A 24,301-nucleotide genomic window follows, 5' to 3' on the forward strand; every position below is an offset into this window, starting at 1 on the left:
TTCGATCATCCCCCTCCTCCATTCAGGAGGAGGGATTATCAGTCTACCAATCCTCGCCGCCGCCCTCGTCGCCGCGTTTATGCTTTTTGCGCCCCACCACTGCGCCGAGGTCTTCGTCGAACTCCAGGGCCACACCCTTCTTCTTGACTTTCTTGCCTTTCTTCTTATCGTCGGAAGATTCATCCTCGGCGTTTGCCGGAGCCTGGAAGATTTCCGGCTTCATCTTGAACAGCTCGTCCAGCGATACGCCGTCCTTCGCATGTTCGTCATCCTCTTCTTCGACGACTTTCTTCGCTTCTTTCTTGCCCTCTGCCTGCTGCTTCTCAACCGGCATTTCTTCAGCTGGAGCGATCCCAGTCTCTGCAGGCACCTCGGCAACCACGGCGACGGGTTCCTCTTCAGCCTTTACCGGCTCTGGTTCAGGGAAGGTCAACGCTCCCAGCACTTCCTCGATGTGTTGAATTGCCTTCGAACCAATGCCGGCCAGCCCGAGCACTTTGTTGGCGTCCATCTTCATATCGAACATGAGGTTGCCGACCGTTTCATAGCCGGCTTCCGTGAGGATGTTGAAGATGTGTTCCTTGATACCGGCCTGATCGAGCGGCGTGGTGAACGCAGCCGCAGGGATCTCTGCGCGCGCGGCGGCTGTGCGTTCCTCCTCCACGCGGGCGGCTTCCTCCTTGATCTGGATCGTGCGGCGTTCCACACGGTCCACAAATTGACCGAGCAGGGTGTATTCCTCCGGGGTGATCGGGCGGCCCTCGGCTTTCTTCCCAAGGATCTCCTCGATCTGCGGCATTTGTTCCATGGCTGCAGGCAGCATGCCTGCAAGCTCTGCGTCACTCTGCAATTTGGCGAGTGAATCACCCGCCGCCTCGCTCAGTGACTTGATGTCAATGCGCCAGCCGGTCAGCTTTGCGGCAAGACGCGCGTTCTGTCCATCGCGCCCGATGGCGAGGCTTAACTGATCTTCGCCCACCACAACCGTCGCGGTGCGTGCGTTTTCATTATCGACCAGATACACACCGTTCACGCGCGCCGGGCTGATGGCTTTGGAAATATAGACGATGGGATCTGCATCCCATTGGATGATGTCGATCTTTTCGTCGTGCAGTTCCTTCACAATAGCCTGGATGCGCACGCCCTTGATGCCCACACACGCGCCCACCGGGTCGATCCCCGGCTGTGTGGCAGAGACTGCCACCTTGGCACGTGCGCCCGGTTCGCGTGAGATCGCGCGGATCTCCACAATGCCATGATAGATTTCGGGAACTTCATTTTCCAGCAAACGGCGCAGGAAATTGCGATGTGCGCGCGACAGGATGATCTGCGGACCGCGTGTGCCGTCCTTCACTTCCATCACCACTGCGCGGACGCGGTCGTGCAGTTTCAATCTCTCGCCGGGGATCTTCTGGTTGTTTGGCATCACGCCTTCAGCCTTCATATCCAGACCAATGGTAATGCCCTGCGCGTTGCTGGCTTGCACCAAACCTGAAACGATCTCGCCTTCCTGACGTTGGAAATATTCCATTTGATTGGAACGTTCCGCCTCACGGATGCGCTGTTGGATCACCTGACGCGCAGTCTGAGCCGCCACACGTCCGAAGTCTGCGGGTGTGGTCTCGACCACAAGCATGTCGCCGGCTTGAATCTCAGGGTTGACCTTGCGCGCCTCTTCCAAAAGCACTTCCGTACGATCATCAATGATGCTGTCCTCCACTACTTCCTTCTCGGCGTATACAGTCACAAGCCCGCTCTCGGGGTCCAGTTTTGCCTCCACGTGCTGCGCGGTGGACGCGCCCACCGCGCGCCGGTAGGCGGATACCATCGCCGACTCTATCGCGGCAACGACAATATCCTTGGCTAATTGTTTTTCCTCCAGCACTTCGTTGAAGGCTAATGCAAAATCGTTTTTTGGCATGCTTCCTGCTCCATGGCTCCTGTGTACAAGCGAAGAAGTGGGGGCTACCCACTTCTCGGTGTCTTCTCTATTGGGTTGTCCGTTCGGGCAAAATTCTAGCATAAAGGCTTTGAAGGCGCAAGGTATAATCTTCCGCTATGACGGATAGAGATATGCCCAAAGCCGCACTGCGCGGCGAACCCTCCCATGTCTGGCGCGCGGGGCAGCAGCGCCGGCTTGAGATGATTTCACGTTTTGCGGGGGAACGCATTCATGGAAAAGTGCTGGAAAACGGCTGCGGGGTGGGAATGTATGTGGAAAAGCTGGCAGGCCTCGGCGCGGATATGATCGGCCTGGAATATGACTTCGAGCGCGCCGCCGATGCGCGGGTCAATTCGGAGAAGATCATCAACGCTGCCGGGGAATTCCTCCCGCTTCCATCTTCGACGTTCGACCTGATCCTCAGCCACGAAGTGATCGAACACGTACAGGATGACCGCTCCGCGATCGAAGAGATCGTCCGTGTTCTCAAGGCGGGTGGGCGTGCCATCATCTTCTGTCCGAACCGCGGATATCCCTTCGAGACCCACGGCATCTTTTGGAAGGGAAAATATTATTTCGGCAACAAGCTGTTCGTGAATTATCTGCCGCGTAACCTGCGCGACAGACTTGCCCCGCATGTGCGCGTGTATTCCCGCCGCGAGGTGCAAACGTTGTTTGACGGCTTGCCTGTCAAATTTATCGAACGTACGATCATCTTTGGCGCGTACGATAATCTCATCACAAGGTTTGGAATATTTGGGAAATTTTTGCGGGCGGTCTTGCAGTTTTTGGAAAAGACGCCGTTGAAGTCGTTTGGCCTGTCCCATTTCTGGGTGGTGGAGAGGATGTAAAAAAATCCGAGGTCTTGAAGACCTCGGATTTTTTTATTCGCCCTCGTCGCTCGCCGCACCCGGCTGTTCCACCCGCACCACCTCACCATGGTAATTGATGATCACCTTGAAGCCCATCATGCCCAGGTAGGCACGCATATCTTCAGGGAGGCCGGTCTGCAGGATCGCATCGAACTGCTTGTCGATATTTTTTAACTGTTGTTCGATCATGGCCTTGGAGAACGGATCTTCCTGTCCGAGCATTTTTGCAGTTTGTTCGGAAAGCAGGTCCTCACTGCCTTTCATCATCCCGGCCATTTGATCCAGCACGGCGCGGTCCACCTGCTCGGCGGGGATGTGACGGCGGAAGCCGTCATCGTCCACCACATAGGCGGGTTCATTTCCGATGAATGCGGATTCGGCAGGTTTGCCGGATTCGTCTATGACGAGTCCGGCGAAAAGAGGAGTGTTGGTCAACTCATCATCCCTGCCTGCCCTCGATCGCGGCGAGCAATATGCCGGCGGCAATGCCGACGCGGCGATCCAGTTGGCGGGCGGTATCCATGCTGAAATCCATGTTCAACTGATAGGTAAATGGATTGAAATTTTGTTTGAGGTCCGCCACACGGTTCGAGCCGATGACCATGTCATAATTCTGAGGGATGAGCGAGCTCAGAAAGCGGCGCAGAAGTGCCAGGCCCATGCTGTCCTCGAATAATGTCCCAATGCGGTTATCGTTCACATCCAATACCTCCCATTCATCGCGCAGCATCGAGGCAAGTCCCTTGCGGCGCAGCGCCCCGACCTTTTGACCGGTAACGCTGTCAATCACATCATACGCGGCGGAGAAATCGATGATCTGGCGCGCTTTGATCATCAACACTTCCTGGGACTTGCTTTCATCCGAATACACACGGATGTCCTCGCGCAGGCGGAACATCTTTTGTTCGCTGAACAGGACGAGGTTGCCGCCGGGTTCATAGAAGCGGAACTTACCTGTCAAGGCGAAGACCTGTCGTTTGAGCAAATACTGGTTGTGTTGAAAAATGGTGTTCATTTGGGTTCCTCTGAGTTTGGGGATTGCAGGAGCTTGCTCCTGCATTTTCGCCAGCTTGCTGGCGGACTTGATAATTATACGATCACGACCCTTGTCCCCTGCCCGGGCAAATGTACATAATCCTGGTTTGGTGCAAGCACGGGGCTGGTCCAACGGTACAGCCATTTGGAGACGCTGGACGGCAGGTTGATACAGCCGTTGCTGCGCGGGCGTCCATAGTCGTTGTGCCAGTAGGTCCCGTGAAAGGCGTGACCGGAACCTGTAAAGAATGCACACCACGGCACACCGGGCAGGTTGTAGATGTTTGCGACCGCATCGCCAAAATTGGTCATGTGGATGGAGGGTCCCTTGTGGTAGGTGCGCCATTCGCCCTTTGGGGTATCCGTGCCTCGTTCCCCGCTGGCGCAGCGGATGGAAAGCACCATCTTTTCCCCTTCGAACGCGGTGACCATTTGCGTTTCGAGGTCCACGTGGACGAGTTTCTCCTCGTCCGGGACTTGCGGGGAAAGCTGGGTCAGTTCCTCATCCGGAATGAGGCGCATGTTGTACGATGGGACGTAAAAGGATTTTTTGAATTCCTTGTCGTAGATCTCATACCACACGCTTTTTTCCTCGCGCGTGACGATGACCTTCCGTACCCAATGCGTCGTTTCGTAAAAAATACGATGTGCGGTCTTTGCAAAGTAATACGGGGCCAGACGGGTCAGGCTGTAGGGCACACTGACCTCCGCCAGTTTGCCTTCGGTGGGGATCTCATAGACCGGTTTTTGGTACTTGGTTTCAACGGGTTGTAGCCAGCCCGAATAGGTATAGCCGCCGTCCAATTGGTACCAGGTATTGTTGAATTTATTGTCGATGTTATCCCCCTCCACTTCTGCGAGCAGGTCAACAGCCTCATCGATGCGCAGGAGATGGATCTTTTTGGCGGTCAGGTGGGGGGCGTCGTAGATTTGAACGCCGCTCCAGATCGCCCGTCCCTGTGAGGCGGGGGGGGCAGCCAGGGCGCGCTGGATGCCCAATTCGGAGAGAACAAGCCCGAGCACGCTGGAGGCGGAGAGTTTTAAAAAGTCGCGGCGGGAAAGTTGAGAGATACTCATGCTTGAATTGTAACTATAAAGGTTGAGAGCAGGTTTAGAGAATGTCCCTTTGGTACTATGCTGTGATTTCCACCCTGGTTCCCACGCCCCCGAAGGAAAATTCCTTGTTCGGCGCGACCTGTGGGGAGGTCCAGCGGTAGAGCCATTTTGCGGCGCTTGAGGAGAGGTTGATGCACCCGTGCGAGCGCGGTCTGCCGAAGTCATTGTGCCAGAATGTGCCGTGGAAGGAAATCCCGTTTTGGGTGATGTATTGCACCCAGGGGACGCCGGGTAGGTCGAATCCGCTGGCGGCGATGTCCCCGGCGGCCATGTGGCGCGAGGGACGTTTGTAATAGGTGATGAAATTGCCCTGGGGTGTGGTGTATGTGCCGACACGCAGAACGCCGCCTGTGGAAACCGGCGCGACAAAGACGGGGGCATTATTTTCATATGCAATGACGATTTGCTGGGCGAGCCGCACGACGATCTTTTTCTCGCGGTTTGGCACCTCGGCGGAGATGGGCGCAAGTTCATCCGCACTCATGGTGCGCAGGTGTTCTGCGCGCGCGTAATAGTATTTGTCCCATTTATCGTCGCGCACCTGATACCAGACCTGCCCGTCCTTTGGGTTGGTCGTCACGGATTTGACCCAGTGGGTCGTTTCATAATACATGCGATGGATGACCCTGGATTCCTTGTCGGCCGCTTCGTGCGCGTCGGTGAACGGTACACTGACTTCGGCAAGCAGCCCGTCTTTTTTGGGAATTTCCATTTGCGGTGTGTTCAGAATTGTGCGCACAGGCTGGATGTCCCCGGAGTACACGTATCCCTCCGTACCGACTTGATACCATATGCGGTTGTGCACTGCGACGTTTTCGTTAATGGCGGTATTGGTGATGTCGAAAACCGCATCACGCTGAAATAACCTCACATGCGCGGCTTCCGTGGATGGACGGTCGTACACCCAGACGGTGCGGATGGTCACGCGTCCCTGTTGGGAGAGGAACGGGTCGTCAACATCAAAATTGAGCGGGGGGGCCAGCAAACCTGCCAGCCCCAATCCGCCCAGTTTAAGGAAATCCCTTCGAGACAGGTTGGTTTGATTCATGCACTTGTGCGGGAGATTGCCTTGCCGAAAAACATGGCTTGCAATGACATGGTCCTAATAATGCACGTTCACCACGGTGCCGACCGCTGTAAAGTTATACACCCATTCCGCATCGGCGATGGTCATGTTCACGCATCCGTGGCTCATTGGCGTGCCGAAGTTATTATGCCAGTATGTGCCGTGGATGCCATAGCCCTTGTAAAAATACATGATGTAAGGCACATCCGGCAAATAATACCCGGGTCCGGACATCGGCGCGGAGCGCAGCTTGATCCAGATGCTGTATTTGCCTGTCACGGTTGGCGTCTGCCATGTGCCGGTCGATACAACGAACGACCGGATCAGCGTATCGCCTTCATAGGCATACAGGCGCTGCTGTGAAAGGTCAACGTCAATCCAGCGCTTGCCGCCGGTGCCCGCCACCTGCGCAGGTACGTTGGGTGCGGCGGTCGGAGCCACGTAAACGGGTGTGGGTGTATCCGCGACGATCTCTGCAAGGATAACGCCATCGCTGGTTGGTATGGATTCAAGGGATTGTGGCTCTGTCGGGTTAGGGGGCGCAAACGATTCGCTGGTTGGAATGTCGGTTGGGGGAACAAGGGCGACCTGCGGCTCCTGGGTCAATGTTGCGGTCCCCAAAGGGGATGCTATTGGCGGCAGGGCTGTGAACGTGGCGGTTGGGAAAATCTCCTGCGCCACGGGCTGAAATCCAGCCGGCGTATAGGTCGGCTTTGCAATATTCACCTGCGCGAACGATTGGGCTGGCGCACTTTGTTCCTGCTGTGGTGCGGATGAAATACGTAGGATGGACGCCAGTACCGGCGAATTCACCGCCGACCATGCCGCGAACAGGAGCACCACACACCCGACCACGACCAGCAGGACGGGGAGGATAAGATTTCGCTTCTTTTTGACGGTTCGGGCTGGTTTCCTATTCCCCGGCTTAACCCCACCCTGACGCGTTTCCCCGTTCATCCGCGCATCGGATGTGGATTCACGTGATTTTAAGAGGTCATTCATGGGTCACCTGTGCTAAAGTCTACTGATCAGCCCGTTCGTGTGGGAAAGCTCCAATGCGTGTAAGCACGCTGAGCACATTATAAAACAAAAGACAGCCACTTCACCATCGGATTTCAACGGGCGTGCCAACCTCAGCCCAATCGTAGAGCAGCTGTGCTTCATACGCGCCCAGTACCACGCATCCATAGGAAATGGGTACACCCAGATACCCCGCCCATAACTGCGCCCCGTTCGGCAAGATCGGCAGGGCGTGGATGCCATTCTGCAGACTGCCGGCCCAGTAAATGCCCAGCCAGTTTGGCATCCAGATATTCCATGTGGATCCATAGGCACTTGGGATTTTGTTTAACACGCTGAAATTGCCGACGCGCGTGGCATTGTTCATCCCGGTGGACGCGACAAAACTATACACAAGCACATCGCCTTCATAAACGTACATATGCTGTTCGGAGATGTCCACGAGGATGTATTTGTTCCCGCCGTAGAAAAGTGGAGCCTGTTCATCGTCCTGTGTTACAGAGGCAACATAATCATACGTCAACGATTCGGAGACGATTTCCGCCAGCACCATCGGTTCGATGGTTTCCGTGGGGATTTGTGTGGGAATTATTAATGTGGCCGTGGGGGAGGCGGTGTAGGTGGGTTTTGCGATCTGTGCAAAGGCAAAGGAACTCCATTGTGTTGGCGTGGGGATTGCACCGCTGAATCCCAGTGCAGGCGCCGTGGTTGCCGTCCATGCCGCGCCGCCCACGACGCATAACATCAAGATCAGGATCATAAGCGGATAGAGCGGGTTCCTTCGCGGAGGGATGTTTGGCTGGTTCATGGGTTAAACGTGGGCAGAGGCACCGCCGTCGAAAGCACGCTTTCGTTGGTGATGAAGCATAAAATACCCTGTGTAACTCCCTCCGCGACCCGCTCCGTATGTTTGGTGAGGATCTCGCGATCCAAATTCATAAAGCCAGTCTCAATGATGGCCGTGATCGTGTTCGGGTCGATTTCAGAGAAGGCGTGATACTCGCGCATATCGGCGGTGATACTGTTGGCGTGGAAGGTCAGCCCCGTAACCTGCTGGTAGCGGTCTGTCAGGCAGGCTGTCAGGCGTTGGGCGCGGTTGACATCGCGGGTCTCCAGCGAAGCCGCCACCTTGAAACCGGTCGCTTCTTCATTGATGTAGGTGCACGAATCATTATGGATGGACACAAGCGCCACTGCACGATAGCCGTTCAGGCGTGTGTCGAACTCGTTCAGCAGATCAACCTGATAGCCCCGCGCAGCCAGGCTTTTCTGCACAAGGTTGGCGATATTCAGGTTGATATCCACCTCTTTCAAAGTCACCTGTCCATTCTCGTCCGTGCATACCGCGCCTGAGTCATTGCCGGTGTGACCCGCAACGATGCCGATGCGCAGCTGCGGCTGGGGTGTGGTGAACGTGCTATTCGTTTCCGCTTGAGGCGTGAGGATCAGGCGCAGCTGGTCCTGCAGGTTGCTGGCAAAGATGCTGTTGGGGGTCCAGGCGGTGAATAGAGTCGCCAGAAAAACTGCAATACCCAGCGTGGATGCAAAGGCACCCGGGGGGCGCGGCTTTCTTTTGGGGCGTGGGGGATGTCTGTCTTTTGCAGGTTCCATTTCAATATAATATTACCTTAAAAACCGGTACGCAAGTGGCATAATTGACCGATTGCGATCATCCTTTATTGTTGGGGCAACTCCAGCAATTTTTGGATCGGTTTCAGATCGGACACCGGCAAAAATAAATTCTTTACACGGGTATGTTCATATTGAAACACCTTTGAGTTTGGCAAAAGCGTATTCGCGCTCCGGCCGAATTCTTCATGCGAAACATATCCCGCCAGAAAGATATCCATGCCGTATACCCAAATATTGCCCCACTCCAACGGCGCAACGACGTGCGCATCCCTGATCGCTTCACAACGGATGCCAACCCGCGCATCTGCAACACGACGGACATGAAGCGCGGTGACGGTATAAAAGGATTCGTCCACCGTGACTTTTATCCTCGGCGGGAGACTGACAACCGTTCGTTTCAACTCCCGCGCCTCATCCTGTCCGCTGATCTCGACCAGCAGTTCCTCGTCTGAATCGGATTTCAGGCTCAGCGCTCCGAGCGGATTCCAATGGATAGGCTTGCGCCATGCCTCGGGCATGGCATGGACGAGGTAATACGGATGTTTTTTCCCGATGGCTTTTTTCAGGTCGGCCTGCGAGGCGGCGATCAAGCCGCATAAAAATCCGAAAATGTACATGTCGCTGCGCAGGTGGCCGTCACCGGCGTGTTGATCGGACGGGACGAGCGCGGGCGCGTTCAACAACACCGCTGGATCCCGCCGCATCTCTGCGATTTGCCCGCGATGCGAGATGAGATAGGATTTGATGTCGCACCGGCGCCCGCCCAGGGTGACATCGTAGCGTTCATGGTCTGTGAAAGGGGCTGCGGCCCGCACTTCAAAAGGAATGTTGCCCTGCGAGAGATGCCGCCGAAAGGCAAGTTCCACAGCCGCGCCTGCCACTGTGCGGCGAAGCCTGTCATAAGGGGACCTGCCCGCGCGCTCGAAGGAATACATCAATGAACGAAGCGCATACGCGATCCCGCCCTCGGTCAGGTCGGGCGTGTAGGGCAGGCGGAGGAGGTCATTAACGTTGATCATGGTAGATGCTGATCGGGTTTATCCATCCATGAATCCATTCCCGGTCTTACTCATTCCTGAACTGCAGACAATAATGATGAAAGGTATTGCTTACCCAGGCACTGCCCATGCCATACGGCGCAAGGGACTGGTTATCCTGCAGCCAGATCTTCTCGTCTTTCAAGGTATAGGTTTTGCCGAGTTCGCGGGCGACATCCCATGCGAGGGGATAGATCCTGCCGCCCTTCTTGACGTTCTTGACAATGATCGTAAGATAGGCTTTTTCACGCAGTAAAGGTTTCAAGCCTGCGTAGATGGTTACCAGCCTGGCAAGAAATTCCTCGTATTCGTGGATGTTGCCGAGGTCGTTTGGGTCTTCCGAATAGACGACATCCAGTTCCTCGTCGGCGCGGCGTTTCTTTTGATTGTCCGCGCCCTTGGCGTGCAGCATATCCCAGTAGGGCGGGGAGGTGAGTACATAGTCAAAGGTCAATGGTTGAAGCTCAATGGCATGCATGGCGTCCATATGGACGATCTCAGATATCAGACTTTCGGCTTGTTGACCCAATGAAACTCGTTCCTCTTCAATAAGTTGTTTTGCGATCTCCGCATATTTGGGATTCAGTTCGATGCCGTGGGAATTCCGTCCCGCGCGTAATGCGGCAATGAGGGTGGAGCCGGTCCCGGCCATGGGATCGAGCACGGTCTCGCCGGCTTTGGTGAAGAACTCGATGAATTCCTGCGCCATTGTTTCAGGGTATTTGGCGGGATGCACGCGTGCGTCCCTCTTGCGCGGCGGCGGGTTGTGAACGAACCATGACTTTTGGAATTTCAGCCAGGTCTTTGGGTCGAGGTCGTTGAGTTTGTTTTTTGCCATGGAACACCTCTATGGTACGGGCGTGTTTGTCGGCGGGATGTAGTCTATGCCTTGGATGCTCAGGTCGGAGAAGGAGACCACGGCGGCGGTATCTCCGGCGGAGCGGACGAAAACACCGATGGTCCCGCTGCGGAAGGTGGGGTCGCTGACGCTGAATTGGAATCGCCCGTTCAGGAAGAGGCGCATTTCCCGGCCGACCGCCCATATTCCGATGCGCACCTCGCCCGGCGCGCCGGGCGGCACGTCACCGCTTTGAAGAGGCTGCTGCAATGGGACGCGGTTCCCGGAGCTGATCCGTTCGGCGCGGACGGTTCCATTGCAGGCGAGGGCGAAACGATAATACGTCGCTGTGGTCGCGCGGATGAGCACTCCATAATTGTCATCGCTGCGGCACAGGCTGGGGCGGGCGGTGATCTCGGCGTAGAAATTGTTCAGCGCCAGGTCCTGCCGTAGGCTGAGCATATACACGCCGCTTTGCACGGCGAGGGTCAGGCGGTTATTGTCCACGCCTGCGCTGGCCTGGTTCGAGACGGCAGTGTCCCAAAGCGAGGGGTCGGAGAAATCGTCGCTGAGCAGGATGTTCCCAAGCCCGGGGCGCATCTCTGCGGTGGGGGCTTTGGTGGGGAAGGTTTGCAGGGTGGACGTGGCTGTGGCGGGGAACCAGTTTATGGTCGCCGTGGGAGGCGGGGTTTCCGTCGGGGTGACGGGCGTGGGTGTGAACAGCCAGGCGTCCATTGTGGAGCAGGAAATTAACATTGTCGTTGCGAGGAGGACGATAGTCCGACGAAGCAATCTCCCGGTTATTGGGAGATTGCTTACCCTTTGGGTACGATGTCGTCGCCGCGTTGGTCTCGATACGAGCAAGACAAGCACTCGCTCTACTCGACCAGCGGCGGCTCGCACAGCCTCCCCTTTGGGGAACGACATTAAGGGTTTTAAAATCATAACCATTTTGTGACAAAATTTCATTCGATGTGTCGTAAAATAAAGCCATATCATTCTAGCATATCAGGAGAATACGATGACCGATAAGCAGGTGCTGGTGACGGGTGCGTGCGGCGAGATCGGGCAGGCGCTTGTGCAGGAATTATCGAGGCGGGGAGGCTATCGGATCGTGACAGCGGATTTTATGCCCTTGCCCGATTCGATTCAAGACCTTTCAGCGGAGCATGTGCAGGGGGACCTGGTCTATAAAATAAAAACCTTTTATGATTATGATTTCGATATCATCTTCCACTTGGCGGCGTCGCTTTCATCGAAGGCGGAGGTCGCCACCGAGGAGGCGCACCGCATCAACGTGGAAGGGACGATGCAATTGCTGATGCTGGCGGCGTACCGTTCGGAGAAGTACGGCAAGGCGGTCAAGTTTATCTTCCCCAGTTCCATCGCGGCGTATGGCATGCCGAACCTGGAGACGAAGCGCGCGGCGGGCGCGGTGAAGGAGGAGGATTGGGATAACCCGCACACGATGTACGGATGCAATAAATTGTATTGTGAAAAACTGGGGGTCTATTACAGCAGGTTCTACGGTCAAAAACATTTGGATGAAACCCCCCCGGTCATGCTGGACTTCCGCGCGATCCGCTTCCCGGGCTTGATCTCCGCCTTTACTGTTCCCAGCGGAGGGACGAGCGACTACGGACCGGAGATGCTGCACGCCGCGGCTCAGGGACAACCCTATGCCTGCTTCGTGCGCCCTGATACGAAGATCTCCTTCATGGCGATGCCCGACGCGATCAAGTCCATGCTGATGCTGATGGACGCACCGCGCGGGTCGCTGACGAGCAATGTCTACAACGTGGCGGCGTTCGCCATCAGCGCGGACGAGTTCCGCCAGCGCGCAGAGAAAGCCTTCGCAGGCGCGAACATCACCTTCGAGCCGAATCCCCGCCGCCAGGGAATCGTGGATTCCTGGCCCGAAGACGTGGACGATGCCCGTGCCCGCGCCGATTGGAGCTGGTCTCCCGATTACGACGTGGACCGCTTCTTCGAGGAGTACTTCCTGCCGGAGATACGGAAGCGGTATGGGAGGTAGGGGTAAAATGGAGTATATAAGGCGTTATACAGGGCGCTGTATAACGCCTTAGTTGGGCTGAGGAAAGTATTCACGAAACTGAAATCCTTTTTAAGAAAACCCTCGAAGATATTGAAAAACGTCTCTCGGAGACCGAACCATATGAAATCCTCTTGATTTCTGGTTTGATACGGAAACTATTTCTTGATGACTTTCCACTTGTTGATCAAGTTAATCGAGAGCATCGAATAAAGCTTGTTTTTGTAACAACGGTGCCAATATCTCTTCCAAACAATGAGCCTTACCCAATTTTTTGGACCATCCAAGACGGTCTCGACCCAGATACTGCACCGCCCTTCAAGAAACATCTCTCTATTAATCGTGACCAGTTTTTTTCAAACAATTGTTACAGTGGTCAATAACCACAAATACACTGTTCGAGATGTTATACAATTTGAGGCAAATGTTATGGGAGGCGTTCACGCTGGTTCTCCTAAAACTGAGAAAGAACGTGTATTAAAGGAAATTGATTCAACCTTTTCTGTTGGAGGATATGCTTCTTCAGTACGTCAACTTATGGCTATTGCACGCGTAATTCTTAAAGCACTTGATCCACTCAGACAAGCGATAAATTCAGCCTAACAAAGCATACACTCTGTCTCGCTTCGCTGCGTGCGGCACCTTGATAAACAGGACGAATCCCAAATCCGCCCGACGATGAACCGTCAGGCTACGCCTGCAAAATCCGCTGAAGCGGATTAACCGACTTTCAATTGAATTCAATTCCTGATAGAACCATTCCATGAACGATCAGAAGGTTGTCATTTCTCTTAAACGTTTCCTGCTCGTCGGGCAATGCCCGCCAGATTGGAAGCGCCTCGATCTATATCTGTTTCGAGACGAAACAGTGGCCTTCTACGTCGGTCAGTCCCATTTTGCCTTTGCGCGGGTTTGGGAACACCTTCTCAGCGGCTTCAAAGGCCACTCGATCATGGGCCGGTTTGTTTGGTGCAACTGGCCAAAATCCATGAACTTCACCATCGAATTGTTGAGCTCACAATCCGGGCAATTCGATGATGTTGGGAATGACGTGAGCGCTGCCGAGCGGTTGCAGATCCAGCGTTGGTCACCCTGCTTTAATCTATCGCAGAACAGTCAGCCAACCCCTCTGCCAGATTTCTATTTACCTCCCAATGCCCCCTTCAGGCGCAGACGAAGCTTAAAGATGTTAATCCATGAAGCGGAGCGAGCCGTGAAGGCAGAGGACACAAAGCTTTGGATGCAGAGTATGCAATAGGATATTTGAAAGGAATCCCCCATGCCCACCCCAAATCCCCCCGTGCTGCAACTGCGTATTGCGCTCACCGCCGGCGGCTACGAGCGGCTGGTCAAATTCTATTGCGACGGTCTCGGCATCGAACCGTCCGCGATCTGGAACAACGACGGCGGCAAAGCCATGATGCTGGAGATGGGCTCCGCCACGCTCGAACTCTTCGACGAACGGCAGGCGGAAGTGATCGATCAACTCGAAGCGGGGCGGCGGGTCAGCGGGCAGGTGCGCTTCGCGCTCGAAGTGCCGGACTTGAAGTCCGCGATGGAACGGCTGCTCGCCAACGGCGCCACGCTCGTCCATCCGCCCGTGATGACTCCCTGGGGCGATTACAATGTCCGCCTGCAAGACCCGGACGGGATGCAGGTCACGTTGTTTCAGGTGATGAACAAAGAATAAAAAGGAATGCAATCCATGCAATCATCGAATAAATCCCTGATCTCTTTTTTCGTTTGGGCATTCGCATTCTCATGGGCGTTTTGGGGAATCGCCGTATTGGGCTCGCTCGGGGTTTTTACACTGCCTTTCCCTAACATGGTGTTGGTCATCATCGGCGCGCACGGTCCGCTCGTGTCGTCCATGGCGTTGACGTACAAGGCAGGCGGATGGACAGCCGTCAGGAAGTTTCTGCGCTCAGGCTTCGACCTGCGCCTCGGACTCATCTGGTGGCTGGTCATCCTGTCCCTGCCGTTTCTGCTCGCCGCTCTGGCAGTGCAGATCAATGTCGCCCAAAGCGGATTCCAGCCCGATTCGACGTTACTCTCCGAGCCGTTGCTGATCCTGCCGACCTTCCTGATGCTGTTCTTCCTCGGCGGCTCATTTCAGGAGGAGTTCGGCTGGCGAGGCTTTGCCCTGCCGCGCCTGCTCGAGAAGTGGAATCCGCTGATTGCCAGCAACGTCCTCGGCGCGATTTGGGGCTTGTGGCATCTTCCGCTCTTCCATATTGCGGACACATCCCAAGCCTTCATGCGTTTCGATGTATTCGTCTTTCTTGGAATTGGATTCAGCGTATTCTTCACCTGGTTCTATTTGAAGACAGGTAACAACCTGTTTACCGCCCTGCTATTTCACACCGCCATCAACACGTCCATCTCCCTTTTCCCGCCCATCGAACAACGCGTTGGCGGGGATCAAACTGCCTTCCTCTACTTGATGGTGTTCTATGCACTCCTCGCGCTTGTTCTAATTTTGGCAAACCGTTCGAAGTGGTTTGAACCGCCAAAGTAGTATCCCGGCTTTTCAAACGAAAAGAGACTGCCCGAAGGCAGTCTCTTTTTCAGCACTCATTACCCGTTGGCGCTCCCCTGCTCTTTCCTAGCCCTCAGCCAGCCATTCAAACTGTACTTCACCACACGTTCCTCGCCCGCGAACAGCTTCTTCAGATTCGGGCGCAATGCCCAGATGAGCAGGATCAACGCACCGACGCCGTACCACATATCGATCCAGGGCGTCAGTCCCTGCGAGGCGCGGATGGCGAACACAAGTATGGCGAAAAATGCCACCCCCAGCGTGGTGATGGAGGCGATCCCGATGGTGAAGAAGGTCAACATGCCGAGCGGCAGGATGACGAGGATGGAAGGCAGCCAAAGTCCCATCGCGCCGCCTACGCAGGGCGCCCCGCCCGCGCCGCCGCGCAAACGTATCAGTTTCCCGTTTTCATCACGTTCGGGCAAAAAGATCGAGTGGTTATGTCCAAGGATGGCGGCCAGCGGGGCGATCACATGCACCCAATGATTGTCCGGTGAGACCCACTGCGCCACCCAGACCGCCCCCGCGCCTTTCACAATATCCATCATGGCTGTCCCGAATCCCGCCCAAAAGCCTGCGGCGCGCATGGCGTTCGTCCCGCCCGTCCTGCCGCTTTCCACCTCGCGGATATCTTTTCCTGTCTTCAGTTTCACGATCAGCAATCCGAATGGGATCGATCCGAAAATATACGCCAGAAGGATAAGCCCAAGGTCTATAACAGTTTGCATCAAAACTCCTCCGATTTGAGTGTAACCATAAAACACGCGAAGTCAAATATGGTTGCTTACAGGACCTGCAGGGACACTTCGTGAAAGCCGCCGTTTTCGATCCAGAAGGCGCGCGCCCGCCACTCGCCGTCCACGCGTGCGAGAATGATGTAGACCACTGCATAGGCGGCCTCTGCAATGTCGGTGGGCGAGACAGTCTCAGGCCCCGTTGGATGCGAATGGAAGATGCCAAGCAGGTCCATGCCGTTGGAGTCGATCCACTCAAAGGCATGCAGCTGTTCGATGGGATCCATGACGTATCGCACGGGACTTTGCGCCTGATTCTGCACGCAGAGGATTTTTTCCACCTTTGCATCGCGTCCCGCCAACAGACCGCACGCCTCGAGCGGTGCATGCAAAGCGGCGTGCGCGATCATGCCTTGCAGTTGTTCCTTTGAAAGGCCGAGGGATTGCATTGCTATAAAAATATCGCCGTGGTCCACGCGATGCCAAGAATGATGACGGGCAGCACCACCGCGCGGCGCAGCGGGATATTTTCCGTGAGGCTCATGGATAACATCGTCAGCGCGTACAGCGGTCCTGTTATTGCAACGCCGAATTGTATGGGGGTGAGATACCAGTAATGCAGGCCCGCGCCGATTTGAGCGCAAATGATGCCGATGCCGATCGCCCAGGGAAAATCCCAGCGGTCCGTACCGTCAAGGTGGAGGATGCGCAGACTGATCAGACCTGCCACGATGAAGACGGCCGGCACGAGCAGGAACATGCGCGCGCCGGAAAAACGCAGCGAAGTGGCAAGGATGAGGAACAGCGCATACGCCAGCGCGGTGAGCCCCGCACGCGCAACCGCATAGCCTGGCGCGGACGGGTTGATGGTAATAAATTCCGCCAAAAAAACAGCGACGAGCAGGACTGCGCCAAAGGCGAAGCCGATCCACCATGCACGGACGTCCGTCAACAGTGCGAGCGGCGCGCCGATCACAAAGGTGGTCACGGTGGGGAGCAGCAGGTGTTCGAGGTTGGGTTTTGTTTCCAGTGTGGGGTGGGCACGTGTGAGCCAGTCCATGCCGGCGGCGGTCAGCGCGGCGGCAAGAATGGTCATGAACGTGCCGAGGGTGAGGGGAAAGGCATAGTAGAAACCGGGCAGGCTCAGGGTCAGGGTGAGGCGGGGCGATTGGATCAACCTTGTCAGCGCAAATGCCAGCAATACGGAGGCGATCAAAACGCCAATGCGGTCTGCGGAGGGCAGATGGGAACGGTTCTCCTGCATGTCAAGGATTGTACCTGCGCGCGCCTGCGGGCGCAAGCAGGGGTATGGTAGAATCAACTGGTTATGGAAGTCTCACGCATAGAAAACCTCCCGCCTCCACCGGGCATCATCAGTTCCATTAAAGCGGGTTTCGATACAATCGCTTCACATATCACCGCGATTCTTCTGCCGCTCCTGTTGAACCTGTTCATCTGGCTGGGTCCGCGCCTGCGCATGAATGCCCTGTTCGACTCGATTGTGGATGACGTGGTGCTCATCTGGCAGAGGGGCGGCGTGTCTGCCCAGGATATTCAACGCGTGCTGGATTGGTATCAGAATACGATTCCGACCATTAACCTGTTCTGGTTTTTACGGACGCTTCCTGTCGGGATCTCCAGCCTGCTCCAGTCTCAAAATGTGACTCAAACACCTTTGGGGGAGCCTGCCATTTTGCAGGTGAGCGCCTTGAGTTTCCCCGGCTGGATCATCCTGCTCACGGTATTGGGCTGGATCGGCGGGGCGTTGTACTTCCGCAGTGTGGCATGGGTTGTGGTTTCAGATGTGGAACAACGGGTCCAGCCTCTCCACGCTGTTGTGCAGACGATCCTCGTCTCCATTGCCTGTGCCATCCTGCTGATGATCATCGGCATCCCGCTTTTGGTGGTCCTGTTCCTTGTCCTGCAGCTGAATGCATTCCTTGCGAATGTATTTGTCTTGTTGGTCTGTCTGGTTTCCATGCGGTTGGTCGTGCCGGTGTTCTTCTGGCCGCATGGCGTTTTTGTGAAGAGGCAGAATGTGTTCACGTCCATGTTGAGCAGTCTGCAATTGATGCGCTTCACGCTCCCGACCAGTAGTTTGTTCGTGCTGACGGTCTTCCTGCTCGCATTCGGACTGAACTATTTGTGGAGGATCCCCCCGCAGAATTCGTGGATGACGCTGGTGGGCATCCTTGGCCATTCGTTCGTAACAACCGCCCTGCTGGCCGGCAGTTTCATTTATTATCGGGATATGAGCGTTTGGGTGCAGGGTGTGATCGAAAGATTGCGCCCGAATCATGCGGTCAAAAAGGCGTAAATTATCGATCGTCGGAGGTTGTCATGGCTGAAAAAGAGAAGAAAATAAACTACGATGTAAGTTCCATCCAGGCGCTGGAGGGTATCGAGCATGTGCGCAAGCGCCCCGGCATGTATGTGGGCGGTACGGATATCAAGGCTTTGCATCACCTTGTCTATGAGGTGGTTGATAATGCGATCGATGAAGCTCTGGCAGGGTACTGCACCGCCATCAATATCACCATCCATGCGGACAGCAGTGTGACGGTTGAGGATAATGGCCGCGGTATCCCGGTTGGTCCGCACCCTACGAAAAAGGATGCAAAGGGACGCCCCATGGAAACCGTGGATGTGGTCATGACGGTGATCGGCGCGGGCGGTAAATTCGGCGGCGGCGGGTACAAGGTCTCCGGTGGTTTGCATGGCGTGGGTATCAGCGCCGTGAACGCCCTTTCTGAATGGACGGTGACCGAGGTCCGGCGTGACGGCAAACACTGGCGGCAGGAATACAAGCGCGGCATACCGCAGGGTCCCATTAAACAGATCGGCAAAGCCAAGGATGAGACCGGCACCCGGCAGAGTTTTAAATTTGACAAACAGATTTTCACGGAAGAGATAGACTATCGCTTCGATACGCTGGTTCAGCGCTTCCGCGAGATGTCGTTTGTCACCCGCGGCGTTACGATCCGCTTCACGGATGAGCGCGCCGACCATGAGATGACCTTCTACTTTGAGGGCGGCATCACTTCCTTTGTGCGCTACCTCAACCGCAACCGTCAGAACCTGCATCCTGTCATGCACGTTGAAAAGGACATTGATAATATCGGCATAGAAGCCGCGATCCAATATACGGACGCCTACACGGAGTCGGTGTATTCGTTTGCGAACACCATCAACACCATCGACGGCGGCACGCACCTGACAGGCCTGCGTTCCTCGTTGACCCGCGTGGTCAATGACTATGCGCGCAAGAATGGACTGCTCAAGGATGCCGACCCGAATTTCTCCGGCGACGATACACGCGAAGGGTTGACCGCCATCGTGTCCATCAAGCACCCGGACCCGCAGTTTGAATCGCAGACCAAGGTCAAATTGATGAATCCGGAAGTGCAGACCTATGTTACACAGGTGGTGGGCGAGGCCTTTGGCACGTTCCTTGAGGAGAATCCGCAGGCAGCCAAGTCCATTATTGCCAAATGCCTCACCTCCGCCCGTGCGCGGGATGCGGCGCGCAAGGCGCGCGATCTCGTCATCCGCAAGTCTGCGCTTGAGTCGCTCACACTGCCCGGCAAACTGGCGGATTGCTCGGAGCGTGATTCATCCAAGACCGAACTCTATATCGTGGAAGGTGACTCGGCCGGCGGTTCCGCCAAGCAGGGACGCGACCGTCACTTTCAGGCGATTCTGCCGTTGCGCGGCAAAATTTTAAACACCGAACGCGCCCGCCTCGATAAGATTCTTGGAAATAATGAAGTCCGGTCGTTGATCTCTGCGCTGGGCGTGGGCATTGGCGATAACTTTGATATTGAAGGCTTGCGCTACGGACGCATCATCATCATGACCGATGCGGACGTGGACGGCAGCCACATCCGCACATTGCTGCTGACATTCTTCTTCCGTTACATGCCGAAGTTGATCGAGGACGGTCATCTTTACATAGCCCAGCCTCCGTTATACCGTATCGCACACAAGAACCAGGTCAGGTATGTGTACAGCGATAAGGAGAAGGACAAGGTTGTAAAAGAGCTTGGTGAGAAGGCCGGCTTGCAGCGCTACAAAGGTCTCGGTGAAATGAATCCCGACCAGTTATGGGAGACAACCATGAACCCCGCCAACCGCACCCTGCTGCTTGTGACTGTGGAGGATGCCGCCGAAGCCGACCGCACCTTCGACATGCTCATGGGCGATGCCGTGGACCCGCGCAAGAAGTTCATCCAGACCCATGCCAAGAGCGTGAGGAATCTGGATGTTTAATGGCTGTTTTCTGTAAAAGTAAAAGAGAGACTGCGATCCGCCGCAGTCTCTCTTTTAGGTCTGGTTGCTTTGTCATGAAAGTAGCATGAACTAATGGCTGTGTTGTAGTGTAAAATCCCATTAATATGTTGGCACAGAAAAGCATACAGCGTACCGTGCAGCTCGGCTTTCAGCGCTATGCCGCGCTGATCAGCCAGATCCTGCAATGGATCGTGTTCATATATCAGGCGGTTGCGGTGGTGGTCTTTTTGGCCGGGCTGTTTCTGGCAAACCGCTGGTTCCAGCAGCCGTTCCTCGGGGCATTTTACGAACACACGATGGTTTTCAATGGCACCGGTCCAGCCGCGGCTGACCCCGCTTGGGCGTTGTATCAGCAGGTGCAGGTTGGAGACCAGTTAATAGCCATCAATGATATGCCCGTCCGCAGTTCGGCCGAAACCCGTCAGGTTTTATGGGCGCGTTTCCCCGGAGAGCAAATCGCCGCAACGGTGCTTTTGCAGGGCGGCGGGCAGCGTACCTTCGAGATCACCTTATATCCCTTCCCATCCTCCAGCCGCATGGTGTACTTTATCGTGCCCTCCATTTTGGGCGCGCTATTCCTTGCCGCCAGTCTCTGGATATTCGGACTGCGCCGCAACGAGCCGGCGGGACGCGCTTTTTCGCTCTTCACTTCCTCGCTTGCCATTATCACCGGCACCTATTTCAACCTGATCACAACGCATGAATTTACCATGCTATGGACTCTGGCCTGCGGGCTGGTGGGCGGCGCCTTGATCAATCTTGCGCTTGTTTTTCCGATTGAGCCGCGCGCCCTCTTCGCCCGTCCATACCTGCGTTGGAGCGGGATTGTTGTCGGGTTGATGCTGGTTGTTAATGCCATTACCAAGCTGTTCAACTTTATCCAGCCGGCCGCATACATCCGCAGCTGGCAGTATCTGTATGGTTTTATTGCAGCCGGTATTCTCTTCTACATCGTGATGAATGTTTATCATGCGTTTACGGCTCAATCACCCGTGGTAAAAACCCAGGCGCGCGCCATTCTGGTCGGGACGCTGTTTGCATTTGTTCCTCTGGGCGTCTGGCTGGCGACCGGATTTGTCAGACCGGTCAACTTTTCGCCCTATTTGTTCCTGCCCCTGGCAATATTTCCGCTGGTCATTGGCCATACCATTTTGCGTTTCCGTTTCCTGCGCACGGATGACATTGTCCGCCGCGGATTTATGTATGTCCTGCTGACCATGATTGTCGTGCTTGGGTATGCGTTTCTGGTGACAGGGGCGGGCCTGCTTTTCAACATGAATTTGCCGGCAAACAATGCCTATTTGGTGGGCGGGTATATCTTCCTGATTGCAATCATGCTGGAGCCTCTCCGCGCCCGGCTGCAAAGCCTTGTGGATACCGTCTTCTTCCGCGGCGAGCGCGTCTTTGCAGAGCAGCTGGAGGATTTTTCCCGTAAACTTACCACCGCCCTGGACCTCAACTCCATCGGCTCCATCCTGCGCGACCAGATCGCCTCCACCCTGACCCCGAGCAGGGTACACGTCTATACATACGATGCACTCAACGATTTTTTCTCCGCCCTGCCCGGCGATGACCGCCGTTCCACAAGTGATATTCGCTTCAGCTCCACAAGTCCGCTGGCCCTCTATTTTGAAACCGAACGACTGCCCCTGTATCTGGATAACACGGTCTCACTGCCCTCCTCCCTGCAATCCGAGCAATCGCGCCTGGCGTTGCTCGGCGCGCGTTTGTTCATTGTCCTCCCGGGCAAGGACCGCCCAAACGGGTGGCTGGCATTGGGGTCGCGTTTATCCGGTCAACCCTACACCCCGCGTGACCTCCGCTTCCTTGAAAATCTTTGTGATCAGGCATCCGTGGCGATTGAGCGCGTGCAGACCGTTGCCCATCTTGAGCGCCGCATCCAGGAGATGAACGCGCTGACCCGTGTCTCCCAGGGTGTGAACGTCACCCTGACCTTCGACGATGTGCTCGAATTGATCTACGCCCAAACAACCCAGATCATCCCGGCCTCCTATTTCCACATCACGCTTTACAACAAGGACAGCGATTATTTTTATTATGGTTTCTGCGTCGAAAATAACGAGCGCATCGAGGAAAGTGAGAACCTGCCCTTTTCGATGAATACCGGCCTCGGTCCGGAAGTGATCCGCAAGAGTCGCCCGATCCTTACACAGGATTATGTCCGTGAATGTCAGGTGCGCAGTCATACCCCCTCGCTGGAGAATGTCTATGCATGGATGGGCGTGCCGCTTAATGCCGGTGCCGAATCCATTGGGGCGTTGAGTGTGGGCAGCCGTGATGGGGCCACCGTCTATACGCGCGGACAACTTGAATTGTTACAGGCCATTGCAGACCAGACGGCGGGCGCAATTGTAAAAGCGCGCCTGCTCGAAGAGACGCAACAGCGCGCCCACCAGCTTTCCACGTTGAACGAGATCACGCGTCAATTGACATCCACGCTGGAATTGGGACCTCTCCTGCAGAATATCCTTGAAAATGCGGTTGGAATTTTGCGATGTGAAGCGGGGAGTTTGTTCTTGGTGGATGAGCAGACCGGCGAACTTGTCTTCCGGGTGACTGTGGGACCGGTTGCATCGAACCTGGTCGGCCAACGCCTGCCGCCGGGTACCGGCATCGTCGGACGTGCCGTGGAGACCCGCAGCCCGATGATCGAAAATGAAGATCAGCTTTCCGCAAACAGGTTTACAGGCGTTGACCAGCAGACCGGCTTTGTCAGCCGCTCGTTGATGGCGGTGCCTCTGCAGGTCAAAGACCGTGTGATTGGGGTGATCGAAGTCATCAATCGCCGTGATGGACTCCCATTCCTTCAGGATGACCAGACCCTGCTTACCGCATTTGCAGGGCAGGCCGCAGTCGCCATTGAAAATGCCCGACTTTATACATTGACAGACCAGGAACTTGCGGCGCGCGTGGAGGAACTCTCCGTCATGCAGCGTATTGACCGCGAATTGAACGCCAGCCTTGAAATGGACCGTGCGATGCGCATTACCCTGGACTGGGCTTTGAGACAGTCCGCTGCGGAAGCGGGCTTGATCGGCATGCTGGAAGATGAAACAAAACTCCGTGTCATGTCTCATCAGGGCTTTGATGAGCAGATGGAGCAACTAACAGATGACACGCTGACGGTGGAATTGCCCGCCATGTCCCTCGCCTTGGAGACGGGTCAGCCTCAGCAGGTGGCAGTTGGCGCTTCACAAGACAAACTGCTCGCTGCCTCGCACACGCAAATGGTAATCCCCATCCGCCGTGAGACGGCTGTGATTGGGTTGCTTTATTTGGAAAGCGCGAGTGACTCGCAGGTGGATATCGACTTCCTGACCCGTTTGACGGACCATGCCGCCATCGCCATTTCCAACGCGCAACTGTACGGTGAAGTCCAGCGCGCGAACCTCGCCAAGAGCGACTTCGTGTCATTTGTGGCGCATGAATTAAAGAACCCAATGACATCCATCAAAGGCTATACGGAATTGCTGGCGGGCGGCGCGGTTGGCGAGATCAACGAGATGCAGAACAATTTCCTGAATACGATTAAATCGAATGTCGAGCGCATGTCCACGCTCGTTTCGGACCTGAACGACAATTCCAAGATTGAAGCGGGTCGCTTGCGCCTGGAATATAAAGCCACCAGTGCTGCAGACCTTGTGGATGAAGTTGTCCGCACGTTGAAACGCCAGATCGAGGAGAAGGGCCAAAGACTGGAGATCATCATCCCCCCGAGCCTCCCTCCCATGTGGGCGGATGGTACCCGTGTCGGTCAGGTGTTGACCAACTTGTTGAGCAATGCATACAAGTACACACCTGAGAGCGGCACTCTTCAAGTGGGCGTGGAGGAGGCTGATAATCATTGGGATCCCGACGGCGCGCCTCGGGTAATTCACCTGTGGGTGAAGGATAGCGGTATCGGCATGAGCGCCGAGGATCAGCAAAAGATCTTCCAGAAATTCTTCCGCTCTGAAGACCCCAAAGCTCGTGAAGCACCAGGCACCGGTCTGGGGTTGAATATCACCAAGAGTCTGGTCGAAATGCAGGGGGGGCGGATATGGTTCGAGAGTGAATACCGTCAGGGCACAACGTTCCATTTTACGATCCCGGTTGCAGAAGAGTAG

General features: G+C 55.5%; 23 protein-coding genes. 9 read left to right on the top strand and 14 right to left on the bottom strand.

Annotation, left to right across the window (positions count from 1 at the left end; all coding sequences use genetic code 11):
* Nucleotides 1–43 precede the first annotated feature (43 nt).
* Nucleotides 44–1,921, bottom strand: a complete 1,878-nt coding sequence (gene nusA, locus QY332_07090; protein ID WKZ37695.1) for a transcription termination factor NusA — start codon at nucleotides 1,919–1,921, stop codon at nucleotides 44–46.
* Nucleotides 1,922–2,073: 152 nt separating this feature from the next.
* Between nusA and QY332_07095 the strand changes: the two genes are divergently transcribed.
* Nucleotides 2,074–2,793, top strand: a complete 720-nt coding sequence (locus QY332_07095) for a class I SAM-dependent methyltransferase (protein ID WKZ37696.1) — start codon at nucleotides 2,074–2,076, stop codon at nucleotides 2,791–2,793.
* 33 nt (nucleotides 2,794–2,826) lie between these two features.
* On the opposite strand, the gene QY332_07100 is transcribed toward QY332_07095, so the two are convergent.
* From QY332_07100 to QY332_07145, 10 genes are all read right to left on the bottom strand, one after another.
* Entirely contained in the window at nucleotides 2,827–3,249 is a 423-nt protein-coding gene (locus tag QY332_07100; GenBank protein ID WKZ37697.1) for a hypothetical protein, read from the bottom strand.
* A gap of 4 nt (nucleotides 3,250–3,253) precedes the next feature.
* The gene (locus QY332_07105) at nucleotides 3,254–3,829 is read right to left on the bottom strand and encodes a hypothetical protein (GenBank protein ID WKZ37698.1); all 576 of its coding nucleotides are present in this window, start codon (nucleotides 3,827–3,829) and stop codon (nucleotides 3,254–3,256) included.
* A 74-nt stretch (nucleotides 3,830–3,903) separates the two neighbouring features.
* Complete coding sequence (locus QY332_07110) at nucleotides 3,904–4,926, bottom strand: L,D-transpeptidase family protein (protein WKZ37699.1); 1,023 nt, start codon at nucleotides 4,924–4,926, stop codon at nucleotides 3,904–3,906.
* 55 nt (nucleotides 4,927–4,981) lie between these two features.
* Nucleotides 4,982–6,013: a L,D-transpeptidase gene (locus QY332_07115; protein WKZ37700.1), complete on the bottom strand. Its 1,032-nt coding sequence runs from the start codon at nucleotides 6,011–6,013 to the stop codon at nucleotides 4,982–4,984.
* 54 nt (nucleotides 6,014–6,067) lie between these two features.
* On the bottom strand, nucleotides 6,068–7,033 hold the full coding sequence (locus tag QY332_07120) for a L,D-transpeptidase family protein (protein ID WKZ37701.1): 966 nt from the start codon (nucleotides 7,031–7,033) through the stop codon (nucleotides 6,068–6,070).
* Between the two features lie 100 nt (nucleotides 7,034–7,133).
* Entirely contained in the window at nucleotides 7,134–7,859 is a 726-nt protein-coding gene (locus tag QY332_07125) for a L,D-transpeptidase (GenBank protein ID WKZ37702.1), read from the bottom strand.
* Complete coding sequence (locus tag QY332_07130) at nucleotides 7,856–8,662, bottom strand: N-acetylmuramoyl-L-alanine amidase (GenBank protein WKZ37703.1); 807 nt, start codon at nucleotides 8,660–8,662, stop codon at nucleotides 7,856–7,858. The genes QY332_07125 and QY332_07130 overlap by 4 nt, the downstream gene beginning before the upstream one ends.
* A 65-nt stretch (nucleotides 8,663–8,727) precedes the next feature.
* Entirely contained in the window at nucleotides 8,728–9,702 is a 975-nt protein-coding gene (locus tag QY332_07135; GenBank protein ID WKZ37704.1) for a hypothetical protein, read from the bottom strand.
* A gap of 46 nt (nucleotides 9,703–9,748) precedes the next feature.
* Complete coding sequence (locus QY332_07140; protein ID WKZ37705.1) at nucleotides 9,749–10,558, bottom strand: DNA methyltransferase; 810 nt, start codon at nucleotides 10,556–10,558, stop codon at nucleotides 9,749–9,751.
* 9 nt (nucleotides 10,559–10,567) lie between these two features.
* Nucleotides 10,568–11,314, bottom strand: coding sequence for a hypothetical protein (locus QY332_07145; GenBank protein ID WKZ37706.1), 747 nt, complete (start codon nucleotides 11,312–11,314; stop codon nucleotides 10,568–10,570).
* Between the two features lie 265 nt (nucleotides 11,315–11,579).
* On the opposite strand from QY332_07145, the gene QY332_07150 reads away from it, so the two are divergent.
* From QY332_07150 to QY332_07170, 5 genes are all read left to right on the top strand, one after another.
* Nucleotides 11,580–12,593 (top strand): NAD-dependent epimerase/dehydratase family protein, encoded by a 1,014-nt coding sequence (locus QY332_07150; GenBank protein ID WKZ37707.1) that lies wholly within the window; start codon nucleotides 11,580–11,582, stop codon nucleotides 12,591–12,593.
* A 360-nt stretch (nucleotides 12,594–12,953) separates the two neighbouring features.
* Nucleotides 12,954–13,214, top strand: a complete 261-nt coding sequence (locus QY332_07155) for a hypothetical protein (protein WKZ37708.1) — start codon at nucleotides 12,954–12,956, stop codon at nucleotides 13,212–13,214.
* A 160-nt stretch (nucleotides 13,215–13,374) separates the two neighbouring features.
* Nucleotides 13,375–13,869, top strand: coding sequence for a hypothetical protein (locus tag QY332_07160; GenBank protein WKZ37709.1), 495 nt, complete (start codon nucleotides 13,375–13,377; stop codon nucleotides 13,867–13,869).
* A 21-nt stretch (nucleotides 13,870–13,890) separates the two neighbouring features.
* Entirely contained in the window at nucleotides 13,891–14,301 is a 411-nt protein-coding gene (locus QY332_07165; protein WKZ37710.1) for a VOC family protein, read from the top strand.
* Nucleotides 14,302–14,316: 15 nt separating this feature from the next.
* Entirely contained in the window at nucleotides 14,317–15,129 is an 813-nt protein-coding gene (locus QY332_07170) for a type II CAAX endopeptidase family protein (GenBank protein ID WKZ37711.1), read from the top strand.
* 59 nt (nucleotides 15,130–15,188) lie between these two features.
* On the opposite strand, the gene QY332_07175 is transcribed toward QY332_07170, so the two are convergent.
* The 3 genes from QY332_07175 to QY332_07185 are packed head-to-tail and all read right to left on the bottom strand — an operon-like array spanning nucleotide 15,189 to nucleotide 17,148.
* Nucleotides 15,189–15,878 carry a glycerol-3-phosphate acyltransferase gene (locus QY332_07175; GenBank protein WKZ37712.1) on the bottom strand — a complete coding sequence of 230 codons (690 nt, stop codon included), beginning with the start codon at nucleotides 15,876–15,878 and terminating at the stop codon, nucleotides 15,189–15,191.
* 56 nt (nucleotides 15,879–15,934) lie between these two features.
* Nucleotides 15,935–16,333 carry a M67 family metallopeptidase gene (locus tag QY332_07180; protein ID WKZ37713.1) on the bottom strand — a complete coding sequence of 133 codons (399 nt, stop codon included), beginning with the start codon at nucleotides 16,331–16,333 and terminating at the stop codon, nucleotides 15,935–15,937.
* 2 nt (nucleotides 16,334–16,335) lie between these two features.
* Nucleotides 16,336–17,148: a hypothetical protein gene (locus QY332_07185; GenBank protein ID WKZ37714.1), complete on the bottom strand. Its 813-nt coding sequence runs from the start codon at nucleotides 17,146–17,148 to the stop codon at nucleotides 16,336–16,338.
* 63 nt (nucleotides 17,149–17,211) lie between these two features.
* On the opposite strand from QY332_07185, the gene QY332_07190 reads away from it, so the two are divergent.
* The 3 genes from QY332_07190 (at nucleotide 17,212) to QY332_07200 (ending at nucleotide 24,301) form a co-directional block, all read left to right on the top strand.
* Nucleotides 17,212–18,201: a hypothetical protein gene (locus QY332_07190; GenBank protein WKZ37715.1), complete on the top strand. Its 990-nt coding sequence runs from the start codon at nucleotides 17,212–17,214 to the stop codon at nucleotides 18,199–18,201.
* Between the two features lie 23 nt (nucleotides 18,202–18,224).
* Nucleotides 18,225–20,153 carry a DNA topoisomerase (ATP-hydrolyzing) subunit B gene (gene gyrB / locus QY332_07195; protein ID WKZ37716.1) on the top strand — a complete coding sequence of 643 codons (1,929 nt, stop codon included), beginning with the start codon at nucleotides 18,225–18,227 and terminating at the stop codon, nucleotides 20,151–20,153.
* Between the two features lie 125 nt (nucleotides 20,154–20,278).
* Complete coding sequence (locus tag QY332_07200; GenBank protein ID WKZ37717.1) at nucleotides 20,279–24,301, top strand: GAF domain-containing protein; 4,023 nt, start codon at nucleotides 20,279–20,281, stop codon at nucleotides 24,299–24,301.

It is taken from the genome of Anaerolineales bacterium (assembly GCA_030583885.1).
Classification (GTDB): domain Bacteria; phylum Chloroflexota; class Anaerolineae; order Anaerolineales; family Villigracilaceae; genus Villigracilis.

Excerpts from the sequence above, each read along its gene's own strand:
- nusA (WKZ37695.1), bottom strand. The coding sequence starts at position 1,921 with ATGCCAAAAAACGATTTTGCATTAGCCTTCAACGAAGTGCTGGAGGAA.
- QY332_07095 (WKZ37696.1), top strand. The coding sequence starts at position 2,074 with ATGCCCAAAGCCGCACTGCGCGGCGAACCCTCCCATGTCTGGCGCGCG.
- QY332_07105 (WKZ37698.1), bottom strand. The coding sequence starts at position 3,829 with ATGAACACCATTTTTCAACACAACCAGTATTTGCTCAAACGACAGGTC.
- QY332_07110 (WKZ37699.1), bottom strand. The coding sequence starts at position 4,926 with ATGAGTATCTCTCAACTTTCCCGCCGCGACTTTTTAAAACTCTCCGCC.
- QY332_07115 (WKZ37700.1), bottom strand. The coding sequence starts at position 6,013 with ATGAATCAAACCAACCTGTCTCGAAGGGATTTCCTTAAACTGGGCGGA.
- QY332_07120 (WKZ37701.1), bottom strand. The coding sequence starts at position 7,033 with ATGAATGACCTCTTAAAATCACGTGAATCCACATCCGATGCGCGGATG.
- QY332_07125 (WKZ37702.1), bottom strand. The coding sequence starts at position 7,859 with ATGAACCAGCCAAACATCCCTCCGCGAAGGAACCCGCTCTATCCGCTT.
- QY332_07130 (WKZ37703.1), bottom strand. The coding sequence starts at position 8,662 with ATGGAACCTGCAAAAGACAGACATCCCCCACGCCCCAAAAGAAAGCCG.
- QY332_07135 (WKZ37704.1), bottom strand. The coding sequence starts at position 9,702 with ATGATCAACGTTAATGACCTCCTCCGCCTGCCCTACACGCCCGACCTG.
- QY332_07140 (WKZ37705.1), bottom strand. The coding sequence starts at position 10,558 with ATGGCAAAAAACAAACTCAACGACCTCGACCCAAAGACCTGGCTGAAA.
- QY332_07145 (WKZ37706.1), bottom strand. The coding sequence starts at position 11,314 with ATGTTAATTTCCTGCTCCACAATGGACGCCTGGCTGTTCACACCCACG.
- QY332_07150 (WKZ37707.1), top strand. The coding sequence starts at position 11,580 with ATGACCGATAAGCAGGTGCTGGTGACGGGTGCGTGCGGCGAGATCGGG.
- QY332_07160 (WKZ37709.1), top strand. The coding sequence starts at position 13,375 with ATGAACGATCAGAAGGTTGTCATTTCTCTTAAACGTTTCCTGCTCGTC.
- QY332_07165 (WKZ37710.1), top strand. The coding sequence starts at position 13,891 with ATGCCCACCCCAAATCCCCCCGTGCTGCAACTGCGTATTGCGCTCACC.
- QY332_07170 (WKZ37711.1), top strand. The coding sequence starts at position 14,317 with ATGCAATCATCGAATAAATCCCTGATCTCTTTTTTCGTTTGGGCATTC.
- QY332_07175 (WKZ37712.1), bottom strand. The coding sequence starts at position 15,878 with ATGCAAACTGTTATAGACCTTGGGCTTATCCTTCTGGCGTATATTTTC.
- QY332_07180 (WKZ37713.1), bottom strand. The coding sequence starts at position 16,333 with ATGCAATCCCTCGGCCTTTCAAAGGAACAACTGCAAGGCATGATCGCG.
- QY332_07185 (WKZ37714.1), bottom strand. The coding sequence starts at position 17,148 with ATGCAGGAGAACCGTTCCCATCTGCCCTCCGCAGACCGCATTGGCGTT.
- QY332_07190 (WKZ37715.1), top strand. The coding sequence starts at position 17,212 with ATGGAAGTCTCACGCATAGAAAACCTCCCGCCTCCACCGGGCATCATC.
- gyrB (WKZ37716.1), top strand. The coding sequence starts at position 18,225 with ATGGCTGAAAAAGAGAAGAAAATAAACTACGATGTAAGTTCCATCCAG.
- QY332_07200 (WKZ37717.1), top strand. The coding sequence starts at position 20,279 with ATGTTGGCACAGAAAAGCATACAGCGTACCGTGCAGCTCGGCTTTCAG.